Here is a 21,504-nt window from a genome sequence, read left to right as displayed (position 1 = left end):
CTTACATACCCCGCTTTCTGTTTCCAGTAAGGAAAATAATCAGGAACATAAAGATAATCAGGAAAACCGCAATGGTCGAACCCATTCCCCAGTCCTGCGTAACAAGGAAATGCTGCTCAATCGCCGTTCCAAGCGTAATGACCCGGTTTCCGGCAATCAGCCTCGTCAGCATGAACAGGGACAGGGCCGGGATGAACACAAGCTGGCAGCCTGCCTTCACGCCGTCAATCGTAAGCGGAAAAATGACTCTCCGGAAAGCAGTCCAGCTTGATGCACCAAGGTCTCTCGCTGCATCGAGCAAAGTCGGGTTCAGCTCATTCAGAGAGTTGAAAATCGGCAGAATCATAAACGGGATGAAAATATAAACAGAAACAAAGATAAAGCTGAAATCTGTAAACAGCAGCTGCTGAGAGCCGATTCCGACCGCATCAAGGAAGCTGTTGGCCACACCGTACGTTCCGAATATCCCAAGAAACGCATAGGCCTTCAAAAGAAGGTTGATCCATGAAGGAACAATGATCAGCAGCAGCCATAAATGCTTATGCTTCGTATAGGTAAGCAAATAAGCCGTCGGATACGAAATAAGCAGTGATAGAGCCGTTATTAAAAACGCATACCAGAAGGAGCTGAGCGTCATTTTCAAATACACAGGTGTAAAGAAATTCTGGTAATTGGCAAGCGATAAGTTGCCTTCAATATCGATAAACGAATAGTAAAGAACAAGAACAATCGGTGCGATAACAAAAAGCGCGATCCATAGTGCATAAGGAACCATGTACAAATTGCGGGTCAGCTTATTTTCCATGCTCTTCTCCGTCTTCATAAGCCTCAAGCCGCTTATCGAATTCTTCTTCTGTTTCATTAAATCTCATGACATGAATGGCTTCGGGATCAAAATAAAGACCGATCTCATCCCCGACAACCGCTTTTTTCGTCGAGTGAACGAGCCACTCGTTCCCGTCCCCGTCGTAGCTGCTTATCTCATAGTGAACCCCGCGGAAGAGCTGGGAATCTACGCGCACCTGCAGCTTGCCCCGCTCTTTCGACGTGATTTCAAGATCCTCGGGACGGATGACAATTTCGATCGGTTCGTTCGGATTCAGACCCTGATCGACACACTCAAATTGTTTGCCCGTAAATTCCACAAGGTAATCTTCTACCATCGTGCCGCTGACTATATTGGACTCTCCGATGAAATCGGCTACGAACCGGTTAATCGGCTCATCATAAATGTCTGTAGGCGTACCGCTCTGCTGAATCTTCCCTTTATCCAAAACGAAGATTTCATCGGACATGGCAAGTGCTTCTTCCTGGTCATGCGTGACAAAGATAAAAGTGATGCCAAGGCGCTGCTGAAGCTCGCGGAGCTCATACTGCATTTCCGTACGCAGCTTCAAATCAAGGGCAGAAAGCGGTTCATCCAGAAGAATGACTTGGGGCTCGTTGACGATTGCGCGCGCGATTGCAACACGCTGGCGCTGTCCGCCTGACATCTCCCTAATCTCACGGTTTTCATAGCCGTCAAGGTTAACGAAGCTTAACGCTTCCTTCACTTTCGACTTGATGTCGGCGCTGTTCATTTTTTTAATGCGAAGGCCAAATGCCACATTTTCAAAAACATTCAAGTGCGGAAAAAGGGCATAATCCTGAAAAACGGTATTCACCTGACGTTTATTGGCAGGCACATCATTGATTTTTTTGCCGTTAAAAAGGATTTCGCCTTTAGACGCTTCAGTGAATCCGGCGATAAGCCTCAGGATTGTCGTCTTCCCGCAGCCCGATGGACCGAGCAGGGTGTAAAACTTTCCGCGCTCAATCTCGAAGCTGACATTGTTAAGAACAGCAGTGTCATGATCGTATTGCTTCGTGACCTGCTTAAACTGAATAATGGTGTTTGTCATGATCATTCTCCCTCTTCGTCTGCTCACGCGCAGAGCAAGTAGTCATCTATATAAAATACGAAAAAACGTTCATTTACAGCGGGTATATACGTGAATAATTATACATGAAAGGACACAGGTATACCCAAATTGGGAATTTTAAGCCACATATGACATTATGAACTCATTTTGAGGTGACCGCAAGAAAATAAGTCAAGCTTCTTCCATGAAATAATTTCAAATTCAGTGCACAATCCGCCCGCTTTTGGGGATAGTAAGGATTGTTAAAAAATCAGAAATGGAAGGTGTTTTATGTTCACAAAAAAATCAGCAGTTAAAAAAGCAGTCAGCAGTATTGTACTAGCTCTTATCCTATTAGTCGGCATGCCTCTTTCCGGCTCTGCAGTCGGTAAAGGAGCAAGCGGATCTGATGTATCTGTCATTCAGGGGATGCTTAAGTCAGTAGGAAGCTATTCCGGAAAAATCACCGGTAAATATGACAGCGTGACCGTTCAGGGAGTAAAGTATTTTCAAAAGAGATACGGTCTGCCGGTAACCGGAGCTGTAGATGACAGAACATTCCAGTCTCTTCTTTATGCGTACGCAAAAGTGAAAAACCTTTCTGGCGGCGGAGCAGGAGCAGGAGCAGGTAAAGGTGCCGGCAATGGCGGAGGCCAAGGCGGTGGAGCAGGAGCAGGTGAAGGAGGCGGCAATGGCGGAGGCCAGGGCGGCGGAGCAGGAGCAGGTGAAGGAGGCGGCAATGGCGGAGGCCAGGGCGGCGGAGCAGGAGCAGGTGAAGGAGCCGGAGAAGGCGGAGGCCAGGGCGGCGGAGCAGGTGAAGGAGCCGGAGAAGGTGAAGGTCAAGGCGGCGGAACAGGTGAAGGAGCCGGAGAAGGCGAAGGCCAGGGCGGCGGAACAGGTGAAGGAGCCGGAGAAGGCGAAGGCCAGGGCGGCGGAACAGGTGAAGGAGCCGGAGAAGGCGAAGGCCAGGGCGGCGGAACAGGTGAAGAAGCCGGAGAAGAAGAAGGCCAGGGTGAAGAACAAGGTGAGGCTGGCGAGGAAGAAGAGGAAAAAGAAGACGGAACGGAACAAGGTGAGCTAGAAGAAGAAAAAGGCACTGAGGAAGATGGCCAGGAACAGGAAGAAAAACAGCCGGCTGAAAAAGAAGGCAATGAGAAAGAGCCTGCAGGAGAAAAAGCACCTGAAAAGGCCGGAGAAAAAGAAAGTGAAGGAAAAGAAAACGGCAAGAATTAAAAAGAAGAACGCTTTGGAGCATGCTCCAAAGCGTTTTGTTATTATTCTGCCTGTTCTTCAAACAGCCTTGCAATCTCCACAATCACGTTAACCGACTTCAGCATGTTTTCAACAGAAATAAACTCGAACTTCCCGTGGAAGTTTTCTCCGCCGGTAAAGATATTCGGTGTGGGAAGTCCCATGTAGGAAAGCTGGGAACCGTCCGTGCCGCCGCGTATCGGTTCAACAACAGGCCGGATGTCCAGGTTTTCCATAGCTTGGTACGCAATGTCAACAATGTGTTTAACCGGCTCTACCTTTTCTCTCATGTTGTAATACTGATCGTTCATATCGAGCAGGACGCGGTCGCTTCCGTATTTTTCTTTCAGTTTGGCAACGGCGTCTGCCATCGTTTGTTTTTTCTGCAGAAAGGCCTCTTTGTCAAAGTCCCGGATAATATAGCTCAGTTTTGTCTGCTCCACATCTCCGCTGAAGGATAGAAGGTGGAAGAACCCCTCGTATCCCTCAGTAAGCTCAGGCGCTTCCGCGGCTGGCAGCATGTTTTGCAGCTCCATGCCGATTTTGATGGAGTTGACCATTTTTCCTTTGGCCGTTCCAGGGTGAATGTTCGTTCCTTTAATGGTGATGGATGCACCGGCTGCACTGAAGCTTTCATACTGAAGCTCTCCAAGAGGACCGCCGTCCACTGTATAAGCGTACTTGGCATCAAAAGCTGCAACGTCGAACTTGTGGGGGCCGCGGCCAATTTCTTCATCAGGTGTAAAGGCAACTCTGATGCGGCCGTGCTTGATATCCGGGTTTTTCACCAAATAATCCATAGCTGTCATGATCTCGGCGATGCCTGCTTTGTTATCTGCCCCGAGAAGAGTCGTGCCGTCCGTCGTAATCAGAGTGTGGCCCTTATAGTTTTCAAGATTCGGGAAATCCTTTGGAGAGAGGGTAACGTCACCGTTTAACGCAATGTCCCCTCCCTCATAGTTTTCGTGAATCTGAGGGTTCACATTTTTCCCTGTAAAATCAGTAGCTGTATCTGTGTGCGCCAGGAATCCGATTGTCGGAACATCCTTGTCTGTATTGGCCGGAAGTGTCGCCATCACATAACCGAACTCGTCCATAGCGGCATCTTCGAGTCCGATTGCCTTCAGTTCTTCCACAAGTTTTTTCCCGAGTGTAAGCTGTCCTTCCGTTGACGGGCAGGATTCATTGCTGTCATTTGATTGAGTGTCGATCTTTACATAGGAAGTAAAACGTTCAATTATTTCTTGTTTCATAGTTATCACTCTCCTCTTAATTGTTCCAAAACCATTTGAGCATGAAGCCCTTCGTGAAAGTCTGCAAGATTTGCTTTTTCTCCTTTGAGCGCTTTTGTGAGCTCCAAAACAAGTGAGCCGGTCAGACTCTCGTCTGCTTCAATCGGCAGCACTTTTTCCCCAAGCTTTCCGCCTTCGAGATCAGCCCAGTTGAGCAGGGATAGTGTTCCCTCTGTCCCGTAGGCAGTAAAGCGGATTTCTTCGTCTCCGGCAATCCCGCTCAGTCCGTCTATAACAACGGGTGTACCGTCTTCAAGCTTTAGCCTGGCAATGATGCCGATTTCGCATGAGTTCGGATCTTCGGGGTATTGAACGGACTTGTCCAAAACAGTAACAGGTCCGAAGATCCTTTGAATTTGATGGATGTAATGAACCCCGACTTCAAGCACAAACCCTCCCTGCTCTTTGCCAGCAACCCATTCATTTTGCTGCCACGGACGCGGCCATGCAGGGAAATGCATCTTCAGCTCAAGTCGTCTGAGCTTTCCGATGTAGCCTTCTTTTATTAGAGATGCGAAGGTGCTGCTGCCGGCACTGTATATAAGAGGGAAATTCATGGCGTGAACAATGCCTTTTTCATCAGCCAGTGCTGCCAGACGTTCCGCTTCCTCAAGCGAGTTTGCCAGCGGCTTTTCACAGAGTACATGTTTTCCCGCAAGCATCACATCTGCTGCAATCCGGTGATGGTATTTCGGCGGAACGGCTATGTACACCAGGTCGACATCTGCTTCCTTCAAAAGATGAACATGGTCAGTAAATGACAGAATATCTCCTGTTTTTTCTAATGTTTCACGTGTAACGTCAGGATTCCGGTCGCAAATTGCTGAAATCCTGATTTCCGGATGGTTTATAAAGCTGTTCAATACGCGTTGTCCGATGGCTCCTAAGCCAATAATGGCTGCCTGTATCATATCCTGTCCCCTTTGCTGATTACTGATAATTAATTATAATCAGAATTCAGACTTTTTCCTAGTATAAGAGAGAATGGCTTGGATTTGGTTCATCTGGTATTCTAATAAAGCCGTATAATATGCAGATCGGAGCAGGAAAAAATGACGATTGATCAAGTACAGCGGGCTCATCTTACAAGAGTCCAGGATTATATAGAAGAACAGCTGCACAAAAAATTGACGCTTACCCATCTTGCAAAGGTATCTACCTATTCACCATATCATTTTCATCGTCTTTTTTCGGAATTTACTGGAGAGACACCCGCTGATTATGTGAAGAGGCTGAGGCTTGAAAAGGCAGCGCATTCATTGATTTATGAGCCTGAAAAACCAGTAACAGACATTGCAATGGACTGCGGGTTTTCATCCCTATCTTACTTTACATATACGTTTCATGATGCCTTTCAGCACAGTCCAAAAGCTTGGCGGGAAGGCGGATACTTAGAGAAATTCCCGAGAATATATGTAAATAGCAAGAAATCTAAACAAGATAGCAGTAAAAGGAAAGAAAATTCCCCGGACCCCGGGTATACTGGGTTTCAATGGATCGACCTCAATAAAGTAAAGGTTATGGTTCTGCCGAAGCGAGACGTCATCTTAGAACACCGGCTTGGAGAATACTCAGCAGAAATCAGCCAGACGTGGGAGCATCTATACCGCTACTGTGAGGCGAGGGAGATGATGAATGAATCCACGATGCTGATTGGGGTTCCGCGGAACAATCCTTATTTGACTCCACCCGAAAAATGCCGCTATGACTGCTGCATTTCAATTGAAGGAGATCATGCAATTGGAGGGTTGGAAATATCTGTTTTCGACGGCGGGAAGTACGCTGTATATGAATTCGAAAAACCTCTCGACTACAGCATGAGAAAGCAGCTGATCGAATGCTATTCAGAGCTCTACAGCTACTGGCTTCCCAAAAGCGGTTACCGCCACCTGGGAAATCCCGTGGAGATTGCGCAGATCACTTCCATACCGGGATCACTTGAGCTTAAATGCCAAATCAAGGCTATTGCGCTTGAAATCGAACCTTATTAAAAGAAAGGACTGAAAAGAATGTTTGAGGAATTTAATATCATTGCTGTACTGGCAGGTGGTCTGCTTTATATGGCATTTGGCGCATTCTATTATTCACCGCTTTTATTCGGAAAAACCTGGACGGGCATGCACCCGGGTGGATTGAAAGATTCTGTCAAATATACAGGCTCTGCCGTCATCGCACTGCTGACTTCTTTTCTGATATTTACACTCATTCAATTAACCGGTGCATACGGGGCGGGCCCGGGTCTATTAACCGGATTAATAGTCGGGGCAGTGCTTGCGCTTGCCTATTTGAAAAATACCCTTTTTGGACTGATGAATTGGAAATCATACGTCATTGCCGTGCTTGACCACGTGATTGCGTGTTCGCTTCTTGGTGTGCTGCACGGGTTATGGAGCTGACGAAGGAGGCGGATTGCCTTCTTTTTTTTGCTTCTGTTATCATAACGGTATGAACTCGAATGGAGATGGAGCTTATGACAATCCGGCCTGTGCACCCTTCCTTTTTTGAAAAGCCGACCCTTGAGCTTGCACAAGAGCTCTTAGGCCAGTTGCTTGTGAAAGAAACTCCTGAAGGAACAGCTTCCGGCATGATCGTTGAAACGGAAGCCTATATCGGCCCCGGCGATCAGGCAGCCCACAGTTTCAATAACCGCCGCACGGCCAGAACGGAAGTCATGTTTGGACATGCGGGATACGCCTACACCTACGTTATGCATACCCATTGCCTCGTGAACGTGGTGAGCGGGGATAAGGATGCTCCTGAAGCCGTGCTGATCCGGGCATTAGAGCCGGTCACCGGAGAAGATCTGATGAAAAAAAGACGCCCTGGAGCCAAAAGAGACAGAGACATGACAAACGGCCCCGGCAAACTGACGAAAGCACTGGGCATCACAATGGCGGATTACGGCCACCCGCTGTGGGACAGCCCATTATATATTGCAGAAGGCATAAGACCGCACGGAATTTCAGCGGGGCCCCGCATCGGCATTGACAACAGCGGAGAGGCAGTGGAGTATCCATGGAGATTTTGGGTGAGCGAAAACCCTTATGTATCGGGGACGAAAAAGAATAATCAGAGCTGAGAGTCCCTTTTATGGGGGCTTTTTTTAATGGAGGCTATTTATAGCTATCAATCCAGTGGATTGCAGCGGAAGGAACTTGACTCCTGCGGGATGTAGAGGGCACGGGAGACCCCGCAAGCGCAGCGAGGAGGCTCCCGGGGCTCCCCGCGGAAAGCAAGTTCCTGGAGCGGGAAGGAACGTGTAGAGCGGAAACCGGACTACTTTATCCAAAAACAGCAAGAATTTAAGAAATACTTAATAATTCCACTGACTGCCTATTAAGAATTTCCAATTACACTATAGTTATTCACCTGGTTTAGCTATACTTTTGAAAGGAGCGTGAGAAAAAATGACAAATTACAACGTACTGGTCGTAGATGATGAAAAAGAAATCCGCGATGCGATAGAAATTTATCTAAAGAATGAAAACATAACCGTCATCAAGGCGAAAGACGGCGTCGAAGCCCTTGAAAAACTGAACGAGCACCAGATTCATCTTATCTTGCTGGACATCATGATGCCCCGGCTTGACGGTATTTCCACAACCTTTAAAATCCGCGAGAAAAAGAACATACCGATCATTATTCTAAGTGCAAAAAGCGAAGATACCGATAAAATTCTTGGCCTTCAGGTCGGAGCGGACGATTACGTAACGAAGCCGTTCAACCCGATGGAGCTGATTGCTAGAGTCAAATCCCAGCTTCGCCGCTTTGTGACGCTAGGCACGTATGAAGGTGCACATAAAACCGTTGATTTGAACGGACTGACCCTGGATCAATCAGCCAAAGAAGTAACGGTAAACGGCGAGAACGTCAAGCTGACCCGGATTGAATACAGCATTGTCGAGCTGCTGATGCTGAATGCGGGCCGCGTGTTCTCCATTAATGAAATTTACGAGCGCGTATGGAACGAGCCGGGCTACAACGCCGAAAAAACGGTTGCTGTCCATATCCGCAAAATCAGGGAGAAGATTGAGATTGATCCTAAAAATCCTAGATATTTAAAGGTGGTATGGGGAATTGGGTACAAAATGGAGAAGTAGTCTGGCGTTTTTTTTCATCATCATGATGCTGACCTACGGAATCAGCGGGGTTTTTACCGGAATAGCAAATGGAGATAGATACTTATTCAAAAACTATTTTCAATCTGTTGAATATCAGGAACGGGTAAACTACTTTGCGAATCTTTTAAGTTTATATGAACTGAACGGCCTGACAAAAGAAGAAGCCAAAAAGAATCTGACCGTTTCTTCAGAAGAAATTGAAGAACATCGCTACAGATACGGAAGTTTAAGCGAGCAGATTATGAATATTGAAGGACAGTATGATGCGGATATTTCAGCCGCCAAGGAAAACGGCAACACTGAGGTTGAAAAAGTCCTGACGGAAGAAAAGAATAAAAAGATTGCAGACATCACCATGAATTTCAAAGATGATGAGCATGTCAGGGAAAAGGTTTTGGCGGAAAAAGAGAAAGAAATTGACCGGTTTTTTGAAGAGAATTATAAATATACTCAGGCTGAATATGAAGCAAATAAAAACCAGTTTGTCTATTATTTAAAAAGCCTCGACTCAGAAGAGGTTTATACAAACCTGCCTTTATCCGCTAAAGATGATCCAAAAGCATTCTTCACTAAAAAAGACATGTATCATGTTGAGAACTATTCGGGAGCAAGAGGATATATTTATTCGACTGATGGTTTCAACTATTTCGGCAGCGGAGAAGTCATGAATTCATTTGACGGCATGCAGGAAAAGAAATTCACCGGCCAGATTGCCCTGCCTAAAAACGCACCGTCAGACAGTGTAACCATAATCGAACTTCGTGATTTTCAAAAATCACAGACAATCTACTATGCACACTCTATAAGCGGAGTGCTGGCGCTGATGATCAGTGTCCTTCTTTTAAAGAAACGCCGTCTGTTTGATCCGATTCTGAAAAGCGTCTGGTCTGACAGGTACAACCGCATGCCGCTGGATGTCAGATTTGCGCTTGCCGGAACTGCGCTTATCGGAAGCTTGATTTCCCTGTTTGGCGTAATTGACTACTATCCGTTCCAATATGGATACGAGTGGCTCTATTCCTTTGTTTTTCTGCTTATAGGAGCATTCTTTATCTCTGCTCTGATCATTCAGTCCTTCCTTCTTGTTCACCAAGTTAAAAACGAAGGAAATCTGAAAAAAGAGTGGAAAACGACTCTTCTTTATAAAATGTCAAAAGCGGTAGCTGATGCCTTTCTCATTCAAAAGGTCGGCATTCAGCTTGTCATTCTGCTCGGCATTGTATTTGGGTTTGGCATCGGCGTCGTTGCTGTTCTTTTTGAGCCTGCCTTTGTGCTCATTTACGTTCCTGCTTTCATCCTGATCGGCATTCCGGCTGTCCTTTTTATGTTTAAGCGGATTGGCTATTTTAATCAGATTGTCGCGAACTCAAATGACATCATGCTTGGCAATCTGGAAACAGATCTGCCTGTAAAAGGGAAGTCGGCATTAGCAGCACTTGCGTCAAATATGAATGCCTTGAAGCACGGCGTGAAAACATCGCAGCAAAAGCAGGTGAAAAGCGAGCGTCTGAAAACGGAGCTGATTACTAATGTCAGCCATGACCTCAGAACACCGCTCACTTCCATTATCAGCTACACCGATCTTTTAAAAAATCCTGCTTTAACCGAGGATGAAAGAGCCTCCTATATAGAAATCATTGACCGCAAGTCCCAACGCCTGAAGATTCTGATTGAAGATTTATTCGAAGCTTCAAAAATGGCAAGCGGCAGCATTGAGCTCATCAAACAGAAGGTTGACGTCTCCCAGCTTCTGCAGCAGGCGCTTGCCGAGTACAACGAAGCGATCAGTGAATCAGGTCTGCATTTTCGGGTAACATATCCGGATGAACCGGTTTATGCGGTAGTCGACGGGCAGAAAATGTGGAGAGTGTTTGAAAATCTGCTCGGAAATATTCTTAAATACTCCATGGAAAACACGCGCGTTTATATCACCATGAAGCAGTCAGGCAGCCAGACGGTTATCTCGTTTAAAAACGTGACAAAATACGAGCTGAGCGAGAACACGGATGAGCTGTTTGAGCGGTTTAAGCGCGGGGATTCATCACGTCATACAGAAGGATCGGGTCTTGGCCTGACGATTGCCAAATCGATAGTCGATTTGCATGGCGGCCAGCTTGAGATTGATGTTGATGGCGATCTTTTCAAAGTGACAATGATGTTGGACGCGGTTTAGCACAAAAATCTAAGCGTTTTATGAAAAGTTGGGCCGCAAATATTCATTTACTTGAAAAAATCCACGTCTTACTTGAAAAAGAATCCGAATTTCTTGAAAAACAGGGCACATTACTTGCCATGCATACAGATTTACTTGAATTTTTCCAAATCGCTTCCAAAAAAACAGCCAGTCTCTACTGAGACTGGCTGTTTTCATATTTATTCAACATCTTCGTCAGGGCGCGCCCAGACGGATACACTCTGCCCATTCACAGGGAAAACCGCAAAGCCGTCTTCCTCAATGGTAATGTGCTCTTCGCGCGTGCCGGTCATGTCGACCCATACCTCGCCTGCATGGTGTTCACCGACGCACATGTGTTTTTCACCGTCGTCTCCGTTTGAAATGACGACCGCACAGCCGGAACGCTCAAATTCATCCACACCGCGTCTCACCCAGCCGATGGTGTTCGGATGATCGAAGTAATCCTCCTGCTCGCCGTAGGCTCTCGTTCGTCTCACATAAAGGAGCGGGTCAATCGCTTCCCTTTTTCCTTCCACAGGGTTGTCCCCGTCAATTCCGTAATAATCTCCGTAGAAAACACACGGGTAGCCGTGTTCGCGGAGCAGGATCAGCGCGTAGGCACTTTGTTTAAACCAGTCCTCTACCCATGATTCAAGCGCTTCATCCGGCTGGGAATCATGATTATCAACAAATGTGACCGCATGCTCCGGGTGTGACCCCACAAGTGTATCCTCAAAGATTGTTGAGAGATCAAAATCCTTCCCTGACTTTGAGGCTTCATGTAGCTTGTAATGAAGGGACACATCAAAGAGACTCATATTGTAATTGATTTTATCCAGGAAATCCTGGCATGCCTTTAAGTCGGACTTCCAGAACTCTCCTACAAAAAAGAAGTCATCTCCGCGGTCTTCATACAGTTCTTCTGCAAACCGGTGAACAAATTCATGGTTGATGTGCTTGATCGCATCGAGTCTGTAGCCGTTGCAGTTCAGCGTATCCGCCAGCCACTTGCCCCATGAAATCATCTCATCCTGAACGTCCTGATTGTCATAATCAAGGTTTGCAAACATCAGATAGTCATAGTTTCCAAACTCGCTGTCGACATTGTCATTCCAGTCTTTGTTATCGCCGACGATTTTGAATACGCCGATTTTATCATTTTTTGCATCATAGTCTGTTCCGTTAAAATGCTCGAAGTTCCACTCGAAATCAGAATACTTTCCCTTTCTTCCCGGGAAGGTGAATTTCGTCCAGCCTTCAATATTCTTAGGCTTGGACAGTTCCTCGGTCCGGTTTTCACGGTCTACTTCTATGGCTTTAAACAGCTCGGTTTCATCCGCGCCGGCCTTGTGGTTCATGACGAGGTCCACATAGACGTTAATGCCGGCATTATGGCACGCTTCTATAGCGGCGATCAGCTCTTTTTTCAGGCCGTATTTTGTACGGACGCTGCCCTTTTGATTAAATTCACCGAGATCATACAGATCATAGACACCGTATCCGACATCATCCCCGGACTGCCCTTTTGTTACCGGCGGAATCCAGACAGAGTCAATGCCCCTTTCCTTCAGTTCAGGCGCAAGCTCCTTCAGTCTGTTCCAATGTGTGCCGGTAGGCCTGACATGCCATTCAAAAAACTGCATCATCGTGTGATTCTGTTCCATCCCGAATTCCCCTTTTCTTGTGTTGTATCTGTTATCCTACTTTCTACCCTATATTTTTGAAAATGAAGCAGAATTTTTCAAAAAGAGTATGCTCGCCTGCGGGAAAAGGGATTAAGCGCTTCCGAAAGGGCTTTTTAAGGTTGCGCAAACAGAAGAAAACTTTATAATAAGAAATATTAAAATTTTCAGTATTCAGGAGGATGTCTATGGAACCAATCACATCATCAGTGCAAACCAGGAAGAACCGCGGCATCTTTAACCGAATGCTTGACGGAGTAGAAAAAGCGGGGAACAAACTTCCCGACCCGGTCACCCTGTTTATTTTATTTGCGGTGATCGTTATTCTCGCCTCACATCTTGCATCCGTACTGGGTGTTAAGGCAGTTAACCCTGCCACAAAAGAAACGGTGGAGGCTGTCAGTCTTCTGACGAAAGAAGGCTTTCAGAAAATCATGACGAATATGGTGAAAAATTTCGCGGAATTCCCGCCGCTTGGCCTCGTGCTCGTGACCATGATCGGGGTTGGGCTTGCTGAAGGAGTCGGACTGATTTCAGCCCTCCTTCGAAAGCTTGTGCTCGGAGCACCGAAGGGTATCATTACGTTTTCAATCGTATTTGCAGGGCTTCTTGCCAATATGGCAGGGGATGCAGGGTTTATCGTGCTGCCTCCGATTGCCGCGCTTGTTTTCATGAGTGTTGGAAGACATCCGATTGCAGGTATGGTCGTTGCTTATGCTTCTGTTGCAGGAGGATTCAGTGCGAACTTGATTGTAAATATGCTTGATGCCCTGCTTGCAGGCTTCACACAGTCAGCAGCGGAGATTGTTGACCCGGACTTCCAGACCAATCCTGCAATGAACTGGTACTTCCTTGCAGGGTCATGTTTGTTCTTCGTTCCGCTTGCCATCTGGGTGACAGAAAAGGTTGTAGAACCGCGTCTACCTGAATACAAAGGACCGCGGATGCCGATGGACAAGCTGTCGCCTGAGGAAGCGAAAGGGCTCCGCTATGCGGGTGCTGCCACTCTTGTTTTCCTGCTGCTTGTTGCTGTCACCATCGTTCCTGAAAACGGCTGGCTGCGCGGAGAAAACGGTGCGGTCATTACCTCGCCGTTTATGAATTCCCTTGTGCCGATCATCATGGGTCTCTTCCTGTTCCCGGCCCTTGCCTATGGCATAGCCACGAAATCGATTCAGTCGGATAAAGACATCGCACAGGAAATCGCCAAATCGCTCGGGACAATGGGCATGTACATGGCAATCGCCTTTTTCGCAGCCCAGTTTATTGCCTATTTCAACTGGAGCAACCTTGGAATCATCATGGCCATCTCGGGAGCAGATTTCCTTAAGGGCCTCGGACTTACCGGGCTGCCGCTGCTGATCGGGTTTATCCTCTTTTGCGGAACGCTGAACCTGTTCATCGCTAGCGCATCGGCTAAATGGGCAATTGTAGGCCCAGTATTTGTTCCGATGTTTATGCTTCTCGGGTATGACCCTGCCTTTACACAAGTGGCCTACCGGATTGGGGACAGCATCACAAACCCGATCACGCCGATGTTCGCCTACTTTGCGATCCTTCTTGCAGGTGCCAAGAAGTTTGATAAAAACATGGGTCTCGGTTCCCTTATCTCCGTGATGCTTCCATACACGATCTTTTTCGGAATTGCCTGGATCCTGTTCTTTATCGCCTGGTACTACCTCGGCATTCCGCTCGGTCCGGGTGCAGACATTCATTTAAATAACTGATAGGAGCTGAGCGCATGTTTTCAAAAGAACGACTGCTGAAGGAACTGGATCAGACCCCAACTTATGAAGGAATTGATCCTCTGGAGCTTGCAGAAAAACTGTCAGCCCTTTTTGAAATAGGAAAAACACCAGAAGGCGGAGTCACAAGATTTCCTTTTACTGATGAAGAGAACAAAGCAAAAACACTGTTTCGTTCCTGGATGGAGGAAGCAGGTCTTGAGGTGAAGGAGGATGCTGTGGGCAACCTGTTTGGCACCCTTCGCGGAACGTCGCCTGAGCTTCCCGTTGTGATGACAGGCTCCCATCTCGACAGCGTGCCAAACGGAGGCGCGTTTGACGGTCCGCTCGGCTGCCTGAGCAGCCTGCTTGCCATGAAAGCCATTGCGAAAAACGGCAAACTTAAGCGCTCCATTGAACTCGCGGTTTTTGTGGATGAAGAAGGAGCCAGGTTTAAAAACGGCATTTTCGGCAGCAGGGCGATGATGGGGGAAGCGGGCCCCGAGGATTACAAAACCTTTCACGATGAACAGGGCAGCTCTTTATATGATGAAATGATCCGGAACGGCCATCAGCCTGACAGGATAGCTGAGGATGTGAGAGCTCCTGAAGAAATCTATGCTTTTCTCGAGCTTCATATCGAGCAGGGAAAGCGGCTTGAATCAGAAGGAACGGACATTGGCGTTGTAAGCGGCATTGCCGGGCCTTCCTGGACATCCTTCACGTTTATCGGCGAAACGGACCACGCAGGGAACACGCCGATGGAATTCCGGAAGGATACAGTAGCCGCAGCAGCAGAATTCATTCTGGCTGTTGAAAAAATGCCTCGCAGATTCAGCGAAACGGCTGTTGCGACAGTCGGCAAACTGAACGTTTTTCCAAACGGCACAAACGTGATTTCCGGCCGGACAGAAGCAGTGGCTGATGTAAGGGATATCGACCGTGAGGCCCGGGATGCTGTGATACAATCAATGAAGGAAGCCGCACAGACCATTGCAGAATCCCGCGGTTTGACAGTTGAAATCAGAGACGGCATTTCCATTGCGCCGGTCATTGTCCCGGATGACATTCAGGACATCATCCGGCAGGCGGCGGAAAAGAGCGGCCTTTCAACGCTCTCATTGCCGAGCGGGGCAGGACATGATGCGATGACACTTGGAAAGTATGTTCCGTCCGGAATGATTTTCGTGCCGAGCCAAAACGGAAAAAGCCACTCTCCCGAAGAGTGGACCTCTCTGCCGGACTGTATAAAAGGGGTGCAGACAGTAAAAGAATCCCTTCTGCAGCTTGCGGATAAATAGGAGGAGAAAACGTGCTTGTACAAAGGGGACAAAAAGCGGATGTCACGAAAGGAAAACAGGTTGACCGTCTGACGGTCAGACTGGGCTTCCAATCAGCAAATCCGGACATGGAGATTGACGGAGCGGCTTTTCTGCTCGGGGAAAACGGAACATGCGGACAAGATGAGGATTTTATCTTTTACGGACAGCAGTTCAGCCGAAACGGAGCAGTCGAGCACTCTAAAGGAAGCAGAGGGAGTCAGGAAGAAGTGAAGATCTCCCTCTCCTCCCTCCCGGGTGATGTCCGGAAAATCGCGTTTACACTGACCATTCACGAAGGTACTGAACGCGGCCATCATTTCAAAGATGTGAGCGGTATCTATCTCCAGGTTGCAGATGCCTCCGGTGCCGAGCTTATCCGGTTTGAATGCGGAGAAGAGCTGTCGCTTGAAACGGCGATTGTGGCAGGCGAGCTTTATGTACATAACGGAGAGTGGAAATTCAGCGCCATCGGCAGCGGTTTTCACAATGGCCTCGAAGGATTGTGCGCAAATTTCGGCATAGAGGTAAAAGACGAGCCGCAGGAAGAAGCAGCAGCCGCCATAGAGGAACCGCCTGCTAAAGAACCCGAACCCGTCCAGCCCCTTAAGATTAATCTTGAAAAAAAGCAGACAGTCTCCATCAAAAAATCAGCCAGAGTCACAACAGTCCTCAAATGGGACAGCAAAAAAGACCTCGACCTCTACTGCTTTTACGTCCTGAAAAACGGTGAGTCCAGAAAAGTCTACTATAAGGAACTCGGCAAGGCGAACCAGGCACCGTTCATCACGCTTGACGGCGATTCGAAAATAGCAGGCAGCGAAACAATCATCATTCATAAACCTGAAGAGCTGCGCTACGCCCTTTTTGCCGCGTACAGCGCCATCTCAAACGGATTCGGCAGCTTTAAATCCATGAAAGCACGGGCGGTCGTAGACAACCACCAGGGTCAGGTCGTCACAGCCCCTCTCTTTCACAAAAACTGGTTCGCTTACTGGGTCGCCATTGCCCACCTGGACTTCACGGATCCGTCCAGCATGAGCGTCAGCCACGTCGAAACCTATTCAAAAAGCGGATCCGAACGGTCCCCCATGCTTTATCCGGACGGCACCTTCAAAATGGACGAAGGCCCGATCGAATTCAAACGAAACTAAAGAAGAAAGTCCCATCCCGCATTTTAGGAACAATGCGGGATTTTCTCATTTCTGGAAAAAAGAGATAATAAAGGAGTTTCATCATACCCTCCACTGGGGAATTGGTAGGTGTAAATTGTAAATTAAGGAAATTGAAATACGGGAGACTATCATGCGTTATTTCTATATTATATTGTTTATTTTGTTTGCAGCTGGGTGCTCAGAGGAAAAAGTGCCTGATACGGAAGCTTTTAAGGATGAGTTTACGCGGGAGTTTATAAAGGAAGGTGGGGAAACGGAAGACGGGTACCATGTCTTTCATTCAAAAACAGGGAAGTACACTTTTTGGTTTCCTGAAAACGCAAAAATGGCGGAGATGGGCTACGAAAGAAACGGAAACGACTTTGAGGTCGTACGTTTTGGAGAGAAAAAAGAGCCGGCCGGCATTTCAGGAAAACTGACCTTTGACACAGGTTCATCAGCGAGTGACATTGAAAGTCTGCTGCAATTGCTGTCTAATCGCAACGGGTACGAGGGTTCGTTCAAAAAACGTATTCTCAATGGAAACGAGCTTTACGAAGCGCAGAACCTAGACACAGTAGAAGGTCAGGAATATTACACCCATCTGATTTACATCAAACATCCTGAGAAGTCCATGGGAATCACTTTAAAATTTGAAGGGACCTGTCTGGAAGAGGGATGTGAATTTGATCATGCTGAGTTTGAAAAAGAGAAAGACACCATTTTATCTTCAATAGACTTTCTGGAGAAATGAGAATAGCAAAGGAGTCTGACACCATTTGAGAGGAATAATAACCCTTATCCTTACCTGCCTGCTTCTTATTTCCTCCAGCTGCAGCAAGGATTCTCTGCCTAGGGAGCGACTGCCGGATACCGAAGCATTCAAAAATGAATTTACCCGGGGATTCATGGCTTCGGCAGAAGAAACGGAAGACGGGTACTACACATTTAAGTCAAAGACGAATGGATATACGATGCTGTTTCCGGAACATGCAAAAGTATCGGAAAGTGATTTCGAATCTCATGGAGATAAATACGAGTCATTAAGTCTTGGAGAGAAAATGAAAAACCAGAATACCTCTTATTATATAAAACTAACGTACGAAAAGGCTCCAAACATAAATGACATTGATGTACATCAGGAACAGCTGACCATTACCTCCGGCTACAAAGGAAATTTTAAAAGAGAAGAATTCAATAATAATATTGTCTATTCTGCCAGAGAAAATAATGAACAAAAAGGTCTCTTTTATTATATAGCCGTAATAAAAGCGAAAGACACAGACCAAATAATCCGCTTAACGTTTGACAGCAGCTGTTCAAACGGAAAAACAGAGTGTAACGTAAATCCTAATGAATTAAATCAGAGGCTGACGAACATTGTGCATTCCATTCAGTTCAAATAAAATGTACAGTCCAATAGGCTTCTGGCAGGAGAAACTATGATAAAAAAGTTTATAAAACTGAACCTGGCTATCATGCTAACTATGACAGCCGGCTGCGGGACAGATTCTGCTGGCAAAGCTGAAAAACAGGAATTCATCCCTAAAACAAAAGCATTTAAGGACGACTTTACAAGTGAATTTATCAAGTCACCTGATGAGACAGAAGATGGGTACTACACATTTGTGTCAAAGACAAAAGGATACACAATGCTGTTTCCGGTAAATGCAACGATCTCATCTGCAGCCCATGATTATCAAGAGGATTATTTTGAAACATATAATTTTGGTGAAAGTGTTGATGAGGAAAACCTATCAAGATATTTCACGGTTACATATGAAGATAAACCCTCAACCAGAGATATTAAATTTAACCTTGAATTACTGACTGAGCACACTGGATACGAGTCGGAATTTAAAGAAATCAGAGCTGGGGACAACGTTATTTATTATGGTAAGAGCAACAAAGAACTCACCCATAATGAAACAAACAAGAAGGTGATGTTCTACGGTTATTTCGGCTATATTCAGTCGCAAAAGGATCAAGAAGGGCTGCACTTCTTTTATCAGACGACATGCAAAAAAGCAGATAAACCATGCAAGATTAATGAGCAAGTTGAAGAGGAAAGAGCATTGCTGATGATGAAGTCCATTCAATTCTAAGATCAACTCGACAGGGGTTAACATTTTGAGAATAAACATTCAGCTTGTATTGATTTGCATGCTTGTATTTACAGGCGGTTGCGGAATGAGTAAAGAAAAGGGTAACGGAAATGTAAATCAGAACTCAATGCCTGAAACAGAAGCTTTTCAAGATGAGTTTACTAGAGAATTTATGAAATCAACGGAGGAAACAGAAGAAGGATACTATACGTTAGAGTCAAAGACGAAGGGTTATACAATTTTGTTTCCCCGGGATGCCATTGTATCGATAGGTAACTATTCGGCAGAGCAAGATAAATTGGAGAGTTTATCCTTTGGAGAAAAACTCTTTGATGAGAAAATTTCTTATTATATTAAGTTGAACTACGAAGATAATGAACTCACAGATGAAATCGATACGAAATTAAAGTTGCTCTCCAGCGGTACTGATTATGAAGGAGAATATAAGAAAATAGGAAAAAGAGATAAAGTTATCTACCTTTCAGATGATGGTCCTAAAAATAAAGATTATTATTACCTTTTGGCTTATGTAAAATCCACAGCATCCAATAAAGCTATTCGCTTTACCTATATGAGTAGCTGTAATGTTGAAGAAAAAAGCTGTGAGCTAATGACTGATAAAACAGAAGAACGGATTAATAAGATTCTTGATTCTGTTGAGTTTATTGAGTAAGTGATCATATAGAACCTTTTATCATGACAGGAGCAAGCATTTTGAAGAGAATCTTACAGTTTTACATCCTTATTTTCCTAGCTGTAACAGGCGGCTGCGGAATGAATAGCGAACAGGGAAACGAAAGAATAAATCAGGAATCTTTACCTGAAACTAGAGCGTTCAAAGATGAATTTACTAGAGAGTTTATGAAATCAACGGAAGAAACAGAAGAAGGGTATTACACGTTCAAGTCAAAGACGAAGGGTTATACGATGTTGTTTCCGATCAACGCAGAGATCTCTACTATGGATTATGAACAGATTAAAAGCTCATATGAGGCTCTAAGCTACAGTGAAAAGGTAGATAAAGAAAACATTTCATACTTTATGACGGTAAATTTTGAAGACAGTTCAGATACAGATGATATTCAAATAAATCTTGGAATCCTCTCAGATGTATCAGGTTATGAAGGAGGCTACAAAGAATACACAAGCGGTAAAAAGACAATATACTTTGGAGAAAAACGAAATGAAGAGGATGGTTATTATTCATATGTAGCCTATATAACATCTGATGAATCTAATAAAGCAGTAAGCCTTAACTACCACAGCAGGTGTTTAGATAAAGGGACTTCCTGCGAATTACCCGGGCCAGAAGAAAAAGAAAAAATAAAAAAAATTGTAGAATCAGTAGAGTTTAAATGATATGCAGACCCGTACTGACAGGAGCTGTTATTTTGATTAGAGCCATTTTCCTATGCCTGATTCTGCTGGTGATTACAGGCGGATGTCAATCAGGAGAAGACCGGAAAAGCGTTGAGACAGCACAAAAACCCCGGCAAGAAAGTGATGTAATAAGGGATGAGTTTACCAGTAGTTTTATTGATCCCGACACTAAACCACAAAAAGGATTCTATTTATTCAAATCAAAAACGGATGGTTTTACAATGAATTTTCCCGGAAATGCTACTTTAAGCCAGGCGTTTTATGAAACAAATGGAAACCATTTTGAAAATATGCTCTTTGGTGCTGACGACAAAGATGAAAATACGACGTTTTCAATGTTTTTGACCTACGAGAATCAGCCCGTTACAGCTGAAATTGAAGCAAATTTATCTTTGATTTCTGACAGCGTGAATTACAGCGGCGAATACCTCAAAGAAGAACTCCCTGACAAAACGATTTATTACGCTGAAAAAACCAGCCAGTCCAAAAATGGTGAGACAGCTTTCTACGAAATCTTCGGATATGCAAAATCGGCAGACAGTGATCAGGCTATAAGCTTCACAAACGCTGTCAGCTGTTTGAAAACAGAAATGACATGCCAGATTGATGTAACCAAAGAAAAAATGAAAACGATTGACTTAATGGAATCTATTGCTTTTATTAATTAAAGTGAAGCAACCTGATTCTTCTGACAGGGGTCATATCATAATGGAAAAAAGAATCATGCTGTTCTTCATTCTTATATTTATTTTTGCAGGCGGCTGCGGAATAAGTGAAGAAGAGAATAACGGGAAAGCAAATCAAGAATCTATGCCTGAGACAGAAGCTTTTAAAGATGAGTTTACTAGAGAATTTATCAAATCAACGGAGGAAACAGAAGAAGGATACTATACGTTCGAGTCAAAGACGAAGGGATATACAATCTTGTTTCCCAAGGATGCTATTGTTTCAACAGGTGATTATGAGGCTGTGAAAGATCAATTTGAGAGTTTATCTTTCGGTGAAAAACGAATTGATGAAAAAATCTCATATTTTATTAAGTTGAGCTACGAAGACAACAGCAGTACAGGGGATATCGATACGAAATTAGAACTGCTCTCCAACGGTGCGGAGTATAAAGGGGAATATAAGAAAGCAGTACAAGGGGATTATATGATTTATTCTTCGGATGCCGGTCCTAAAAACCCGGAGTATTACTACTATTTGGCCTATATTAAATCCGCTGCATCTGATCAAGCTGTTCGATTCACTTATTTTAGTAATTGCATTGTTGAGGAGAAAAGCTGTGAGCTTATAACGGAAAAAGGAAAAAATCGGATCAATAAGATACTTAATTCTATCGAATTTAAAAAGTGATTTTTCTGCTTATAAATCTGGTCATACTTTGCAATGATGGCAC

General features: G+C 45.3%; 21 protein-coding genes. 16 read left to right on the top strand and 5 right to left on the bottom strand.

The window, feature by feature from the left end; genetic code table 11:
* Position 1 precedes the first annotated feature (1 nt).
* Both JOJ89_RS20690 and JOJ89_RS20685 read right to left on the bottom strand, forming a co-directional pair.
* Positions 2–805, bottom strand: a complete 804-nt coding sequence (locus tag JOJ89_RS20690; RefSeq protein ID WP_029283071.1) for an ABC transporter permease — start codon at positions 803–805, stop codon at positions 2–4.
* Positions 795–1,907, bottom strand: coding sequence for an ABC transporter ATP-binding protein (locus JOJ89_RS20685; RefSeq protein ID WP_203289243.1), 1,113 nt, complete (start codon positions 1,905–1,907; stop codon positions 795–797). The genes JOJ89_RS20690 and JOJ89_RS20685 overlap by 11 nt, the downstream gene beginning before the upstream one ends.
* 285 nt (positions 1,908–2,192) lie before the next feature.
* Between JOJ89_RS20685 and JOJ89_RS20680 the strand changes: the two genes are divergently transcribed.
* Positions 2,193–3,134: a peptidoglycan-binding domain-containing protein gene (locus JOJ89_RS20680; RefSeq protein ID WP_203289242.1), complete on the top strand. Its 942-nt coding sequence runs from the start codon at positions 2,193–2,195 to the stop codon at positions 3,132–3,134.
* 41 nt (positions 3,135–3,175) lie between these two features.
* Here JOJ89_RS20680 and pepT read toward each other — a convergent pair whose 3' ends face one another.
* Together pepT and JOJ89_RS20670 are read right to left on the bottom strand one after the other, a co-directional pair.
* Positions 3,176–4,405, bottom strand: a complete 1,230-nt coding sequence (pepT, locus tag JOJ89_RS20675) for a peptidase T (protein ID WP_203289241.1) — start codon at positions 4,403–4,405, stop codon at positions 3,176–3,178.
* Positions 4,406–4,410: 5 nt separating this feature from the next.
* Positions 4,411–5,355 carry a Gfo/Idh/MocA family protein gene (locus JOJ89_RS20670; RefSeq protein WP_203289240.1) on the bottom strand — a complete coding sequence of 315 codons (945 nt, stop codon included), beginning with the start codon at positions 5,353–5,355 and terminating at the stop codon, positions 4,411–4,413.
* Positions 5,356–5,496: 141 nt separating this feature from the next.
* Between JOJ89_RS20670 and JOJ89_RS20665 the strand changes: the two genes are divergently transcribed.
* The 5 genes from JOJ89_RS20665 (at position 5,497) to JOJ89_RS20645 (ending at position 10,738) form a co-directional block, all read left to right on the top strand.
* Positions 5,497–6,435, top strand: coding sequence for an AraC family transcriptional regulator (locus tag JOJ89_RS20665; protein WP_203289239.1), 939 nt, complete (start codon positions 5,497–5,499; stop codon positions 6,433–6,435).
* A gap of 18 nt (positions 6,436–6,453) precedes the next feature.
* Positions 6,454–6,840, top strand: a complete 387-nt coding sequence (locus tag JOJ89_RS20660; RefSeq protein WP_203289238.1) for a DUF1761 domain-containing protein — start codon at positions 6,454–6,456, stop codon at positions 6,838–6,840.
* 74 nt (positions 6,841–6,914) lie between these two features.
* Positions 6,915–7,523 (top strand): DNA-3-methyladenine glycosylase, encoded by a 609-nt coding sequence (locus tag JOJ89_RS20655; protein ID WP_481825263.1) that lies wholly within the window; start codon positions 6,915–6,917, stop codon positions 7,521–7,523.
* 328 nt (positions 7,524–7,851) lie between these two features.
* Positions 7,852–8,544: a response regulator transcription factor gene (locus tag JOJ89_RS20650; protein WP_203289236.1), complete on the top strand. Its 693-nt coding sequence runs from the start codon at positions 7,852–7,854 to the stop codon at positions 8,542–8,544.
* A complete protein-coding gene (locus tag JOJ89_RS20645; RefSeq protein WP_203289235.1) occupies positions 8,522–10,738 on the top strand; it encodes a sensor histidine kinase in 2,217 nt (738 codons plus the stop codon). Before JOJ89_RS20650 ends, JOJ89_RS20645 begins: the two co-directional genes overlap by 23 nt.
* Before the next feature lie 200 nt (positions 10,739–10,938).
* Here JOJ89_RS20645 and JOJ89_RS20640 read toward each other — a convergent pair whose 3' ends face one another.
* Positions 10,939–12,405: an alpha-amylase gene (locus tag JOJ89_RS20640; RefSeq protein ID WP_203289234.1), complete on the bottom strand. Its 1,467-nt coding sequence runs from the start codon at positions 12,403–12,405 to the stop codon at positions 10,939–10,941.
* A 206-nt stretch (positions 12,406–12,611) separates the two neighbouring features.
* Between JOJ89_RS20640 and JOJ89_RS20635 the strand changes: the two genes are divergently transcribed.
* The 10 genes from JOJ89_RS20635 to JOJ89_RS20590 all read left to right on the top strand — a co-directional run bounded on the left by JOJ89_RS20635 (position 12,612) and on the right by JOJ89_RS20590 (position 21,461).
* Positions 12,612–14,150, top strand: a complete 1,539-nt coding sequence (locus JOJ89_RS20635) for an AbgT family transporter (RefSeq protein ID WP_203289233.1) — start codon at positions 12,612–12,614, stop codon at positions 14,148–14,150.
* A 14-nt stretch (positions 14,151–14,164) separates the two neighbouring features.
* Positions 14,165–15,448, top strand: coding sequence for a Zn-dependent hydrolase (locus JOJ89_RS20630; RefSeq protein WP_203289232.1), 1,284 nt, complete (start codon positions 14,165–14,167; stop codon positions 15,446–15,448).
* 11 nt (positions 15,449–15,459) lie between these two features.
* Positions 15,460–16,620 (top strand): TerD family protein, encoded by a 1,161-nt coding sequence (locus JOJ89_RS20625; RefSeq protein WP_203289231.1) that lies wholly within the window; start codon positions 15,460–15,462, stop codon positions 16,618–16,620.
* Between the two features lie 151 nt (positions 16,621–16,771).
* Positions 16,772–17,374 (top strand): hypothetical protein, encoded by a 603-nt coding sequence (locus JOJ89_RS20620; RefSeq protein WP_203289230.1) that lies wholly within the window; start codon positions 16,772–16,774, stop codon positions 17,372–17,374.
* A 25-nt stretch (positions 17,375–17,399) separates the two neighbouring features.
* A complete protein-coding gene (locus tag JOJ89_RS20615) occupies positions 17,400–18,026 on the top strand; it encodes a hypothetical protein (RefSeq protein ID WP_203289229.1) in 627 nt (208 codons plus the stop codon).
* Positions 18,027–18,062: 36 nt separating this feature from the next.
* Positions 18,063–18,725, top strand: a complete 663-nt coding sequence (locus JOJ89_RS20610; protein WP_203289228.1) for a hypothetical protein — start codon at positions 18,063–18,065, stop codon at positions 18,723–18,725.
* 85 nt (positions 18,726–18,810) lie between these two features.
* Complete coding sequence (locus tag JOJ89_RS20605; protein ID WP_203289227.1) at positions 18,811–19,398, top strand: hypothetical protein; 588 nt, start codon at positions 18,811–18,813, stop codon at positions 19,396–19,398.
* A 41-nt stretch (positions 19,399–19,439) separates the two neighbouring features.
* Positions 19,440–20,084, top strand: a complete 645-nt coding sequence (locus JOJ89_RS20600) for a hypothetical protein (RefSeq protein ID WP_203289226.1) — start codon at positions 19,440–19,442, stop codon at positions 20,082–20,084.
* Between the two features lie 68 nt (positions 20,085–20,152).
* Positions 20,153–20,773 carry a hypothetical protein gene (locus tag JOJ89_RS20595; RefSeq protein WP_203289225.1) on the top strand — a complete coding sequence of 207 codons (621 nt, stop codon included), beginning with the start codon at positions 20,153–20,155 and terminating at the stop codon, positions 20,771–20,773.
* Between the two features lie 40 nt (positions 20,774–20,813).
* A complete protein-coding gene (locus JOJ89_RS20590; protein ID WP_203289224.1) occupies positions 20,814–21,461 on the top strand; it encodes a hypothetical protein in 648 nt (215 codons plus the stop codon).
* The last annotated feature ends 43 nt before the right edge of the window (positions 21,462–21,504 follow it).

Source organism: Metabacillus sp. cB07 (genome assembly GCF_016839225.1).
Taxonomy (GTDB): domain Bacteria; phylum Bacillota; class Bacilli; order Bacillales; family Bacillaceae; genus Bacillus_P; species Bacillus_P indicus.
Note: the sequence above shows the minus strand (reverse complement) of the source record. Positions and strands in the feature narration are given on the sequence as shown.

Coding starts and splice junctions, on each gene's coding strand:
- JOJ89_RS20665 (WP_203289239.1), top strand. CDS start 5,497: ATGACGATTGATCAAGTACAGCGGGCTCATCTTACAAGAGTCCAGGAT.
- JOJ89_RS20670 (WP_203289240.1), bottom strand. CDS start 5,355: ATGATACAGGCAGCCATTATTGGCTTAGGAGCCATCGGACAACGCGTA.
- JOJ89_RS20655 (WP_481825263.1), top strand. CDS start 6,915: ATGACAATCCGGCCTGTGCACCCTTCCTTTTTTGAAAAGCCGACCCTT.
- JOJ89_RS20605 (WP_203289227.1), top strand. CDS start 18,811: ATGAGTAAAGAAAAGGGTAACGGAAATGTAAATCAGAACTCAATGCCT.
- JOJ89_RS20630 (WP_203289232.1), top strand. CDS start 14,165: ATGTTTTCAAAAGAACGACTGCTGAAGGAACTGGATCAGACCCCAACT.
- JOJ89_RS20620 (WP_203289230.1), top strand. CDS start 16,772: ATGCGTTATTTCTATATTATATTGTTTATTTTGTTTGCAGCTGGGTGC.
- JOJ89_RS20590 (WP_203289224.1), top strand. CDS start 20,814: ATGGAAAAAAGAATCATGCTGTTCTTCATTCTTATATTTATTTTTGCA.
- JOJ89_RS20650 (WP_203289236.1), top strand. CDS start 7,852: ATGACAAATTACAACGTACTGGTCGTAGATGATGAAAAAGAAATCCGC.
- JOJ89_RS20690 (WP_029283071.1), bottom strand. CDS start 805: ATGGAAAATAAGCTGACCCGCAATTTGTACATGGTTCCTTATGCACTA.
- JOJ89_RS20685 (WP_203289243.1), bottom strand. CDS start 1,907: ATGATCATGACAAACACCATTATTCAGTTTAAGCAGGTCACGAAGCAA.
- JOJ89_RS20635 (WP_203289233.1), top strand. CDS start 12,612: ATGGAACCAATCACATCATCAGTGCAAACCAGGAAGAACCGCGGCATC.
- JOJ89_RS20610 (WP_203289228.1), top strand. CDS start 18,063: ATGATAAAAAAGTTTATAAAACTGAACCTGGCTATCATGCTAACTATG.
- JOJ89_RS20640 (WP_203289234.1), bottom strand. CDS start 12,405: ATGGAACAGAATCACACGATGATGCAGTTTTTTGAATGGCATGTCAGG.
- pepT (WP_203289241.1), bottom strand. CDS start 4,405: ATGAAACAAGAAATAATTGAACGTTTTACTTCCTATGTAAAGATCGAC.
- JOJ89_RS20680 (WP_203289242.1), top strand. CDS start 2,193: ATGTTCACAAAAAAATCAGCAGTTAAAAAAGCAGTCAGCAGTATTGTA.
- JOJ89_RS20660 (WP_203289238.1), top strand. CDS start 6,454: ATGTTTGAGGAATTTAATATCATTGCTGTACTGGCAGGTGGTCTGCTT.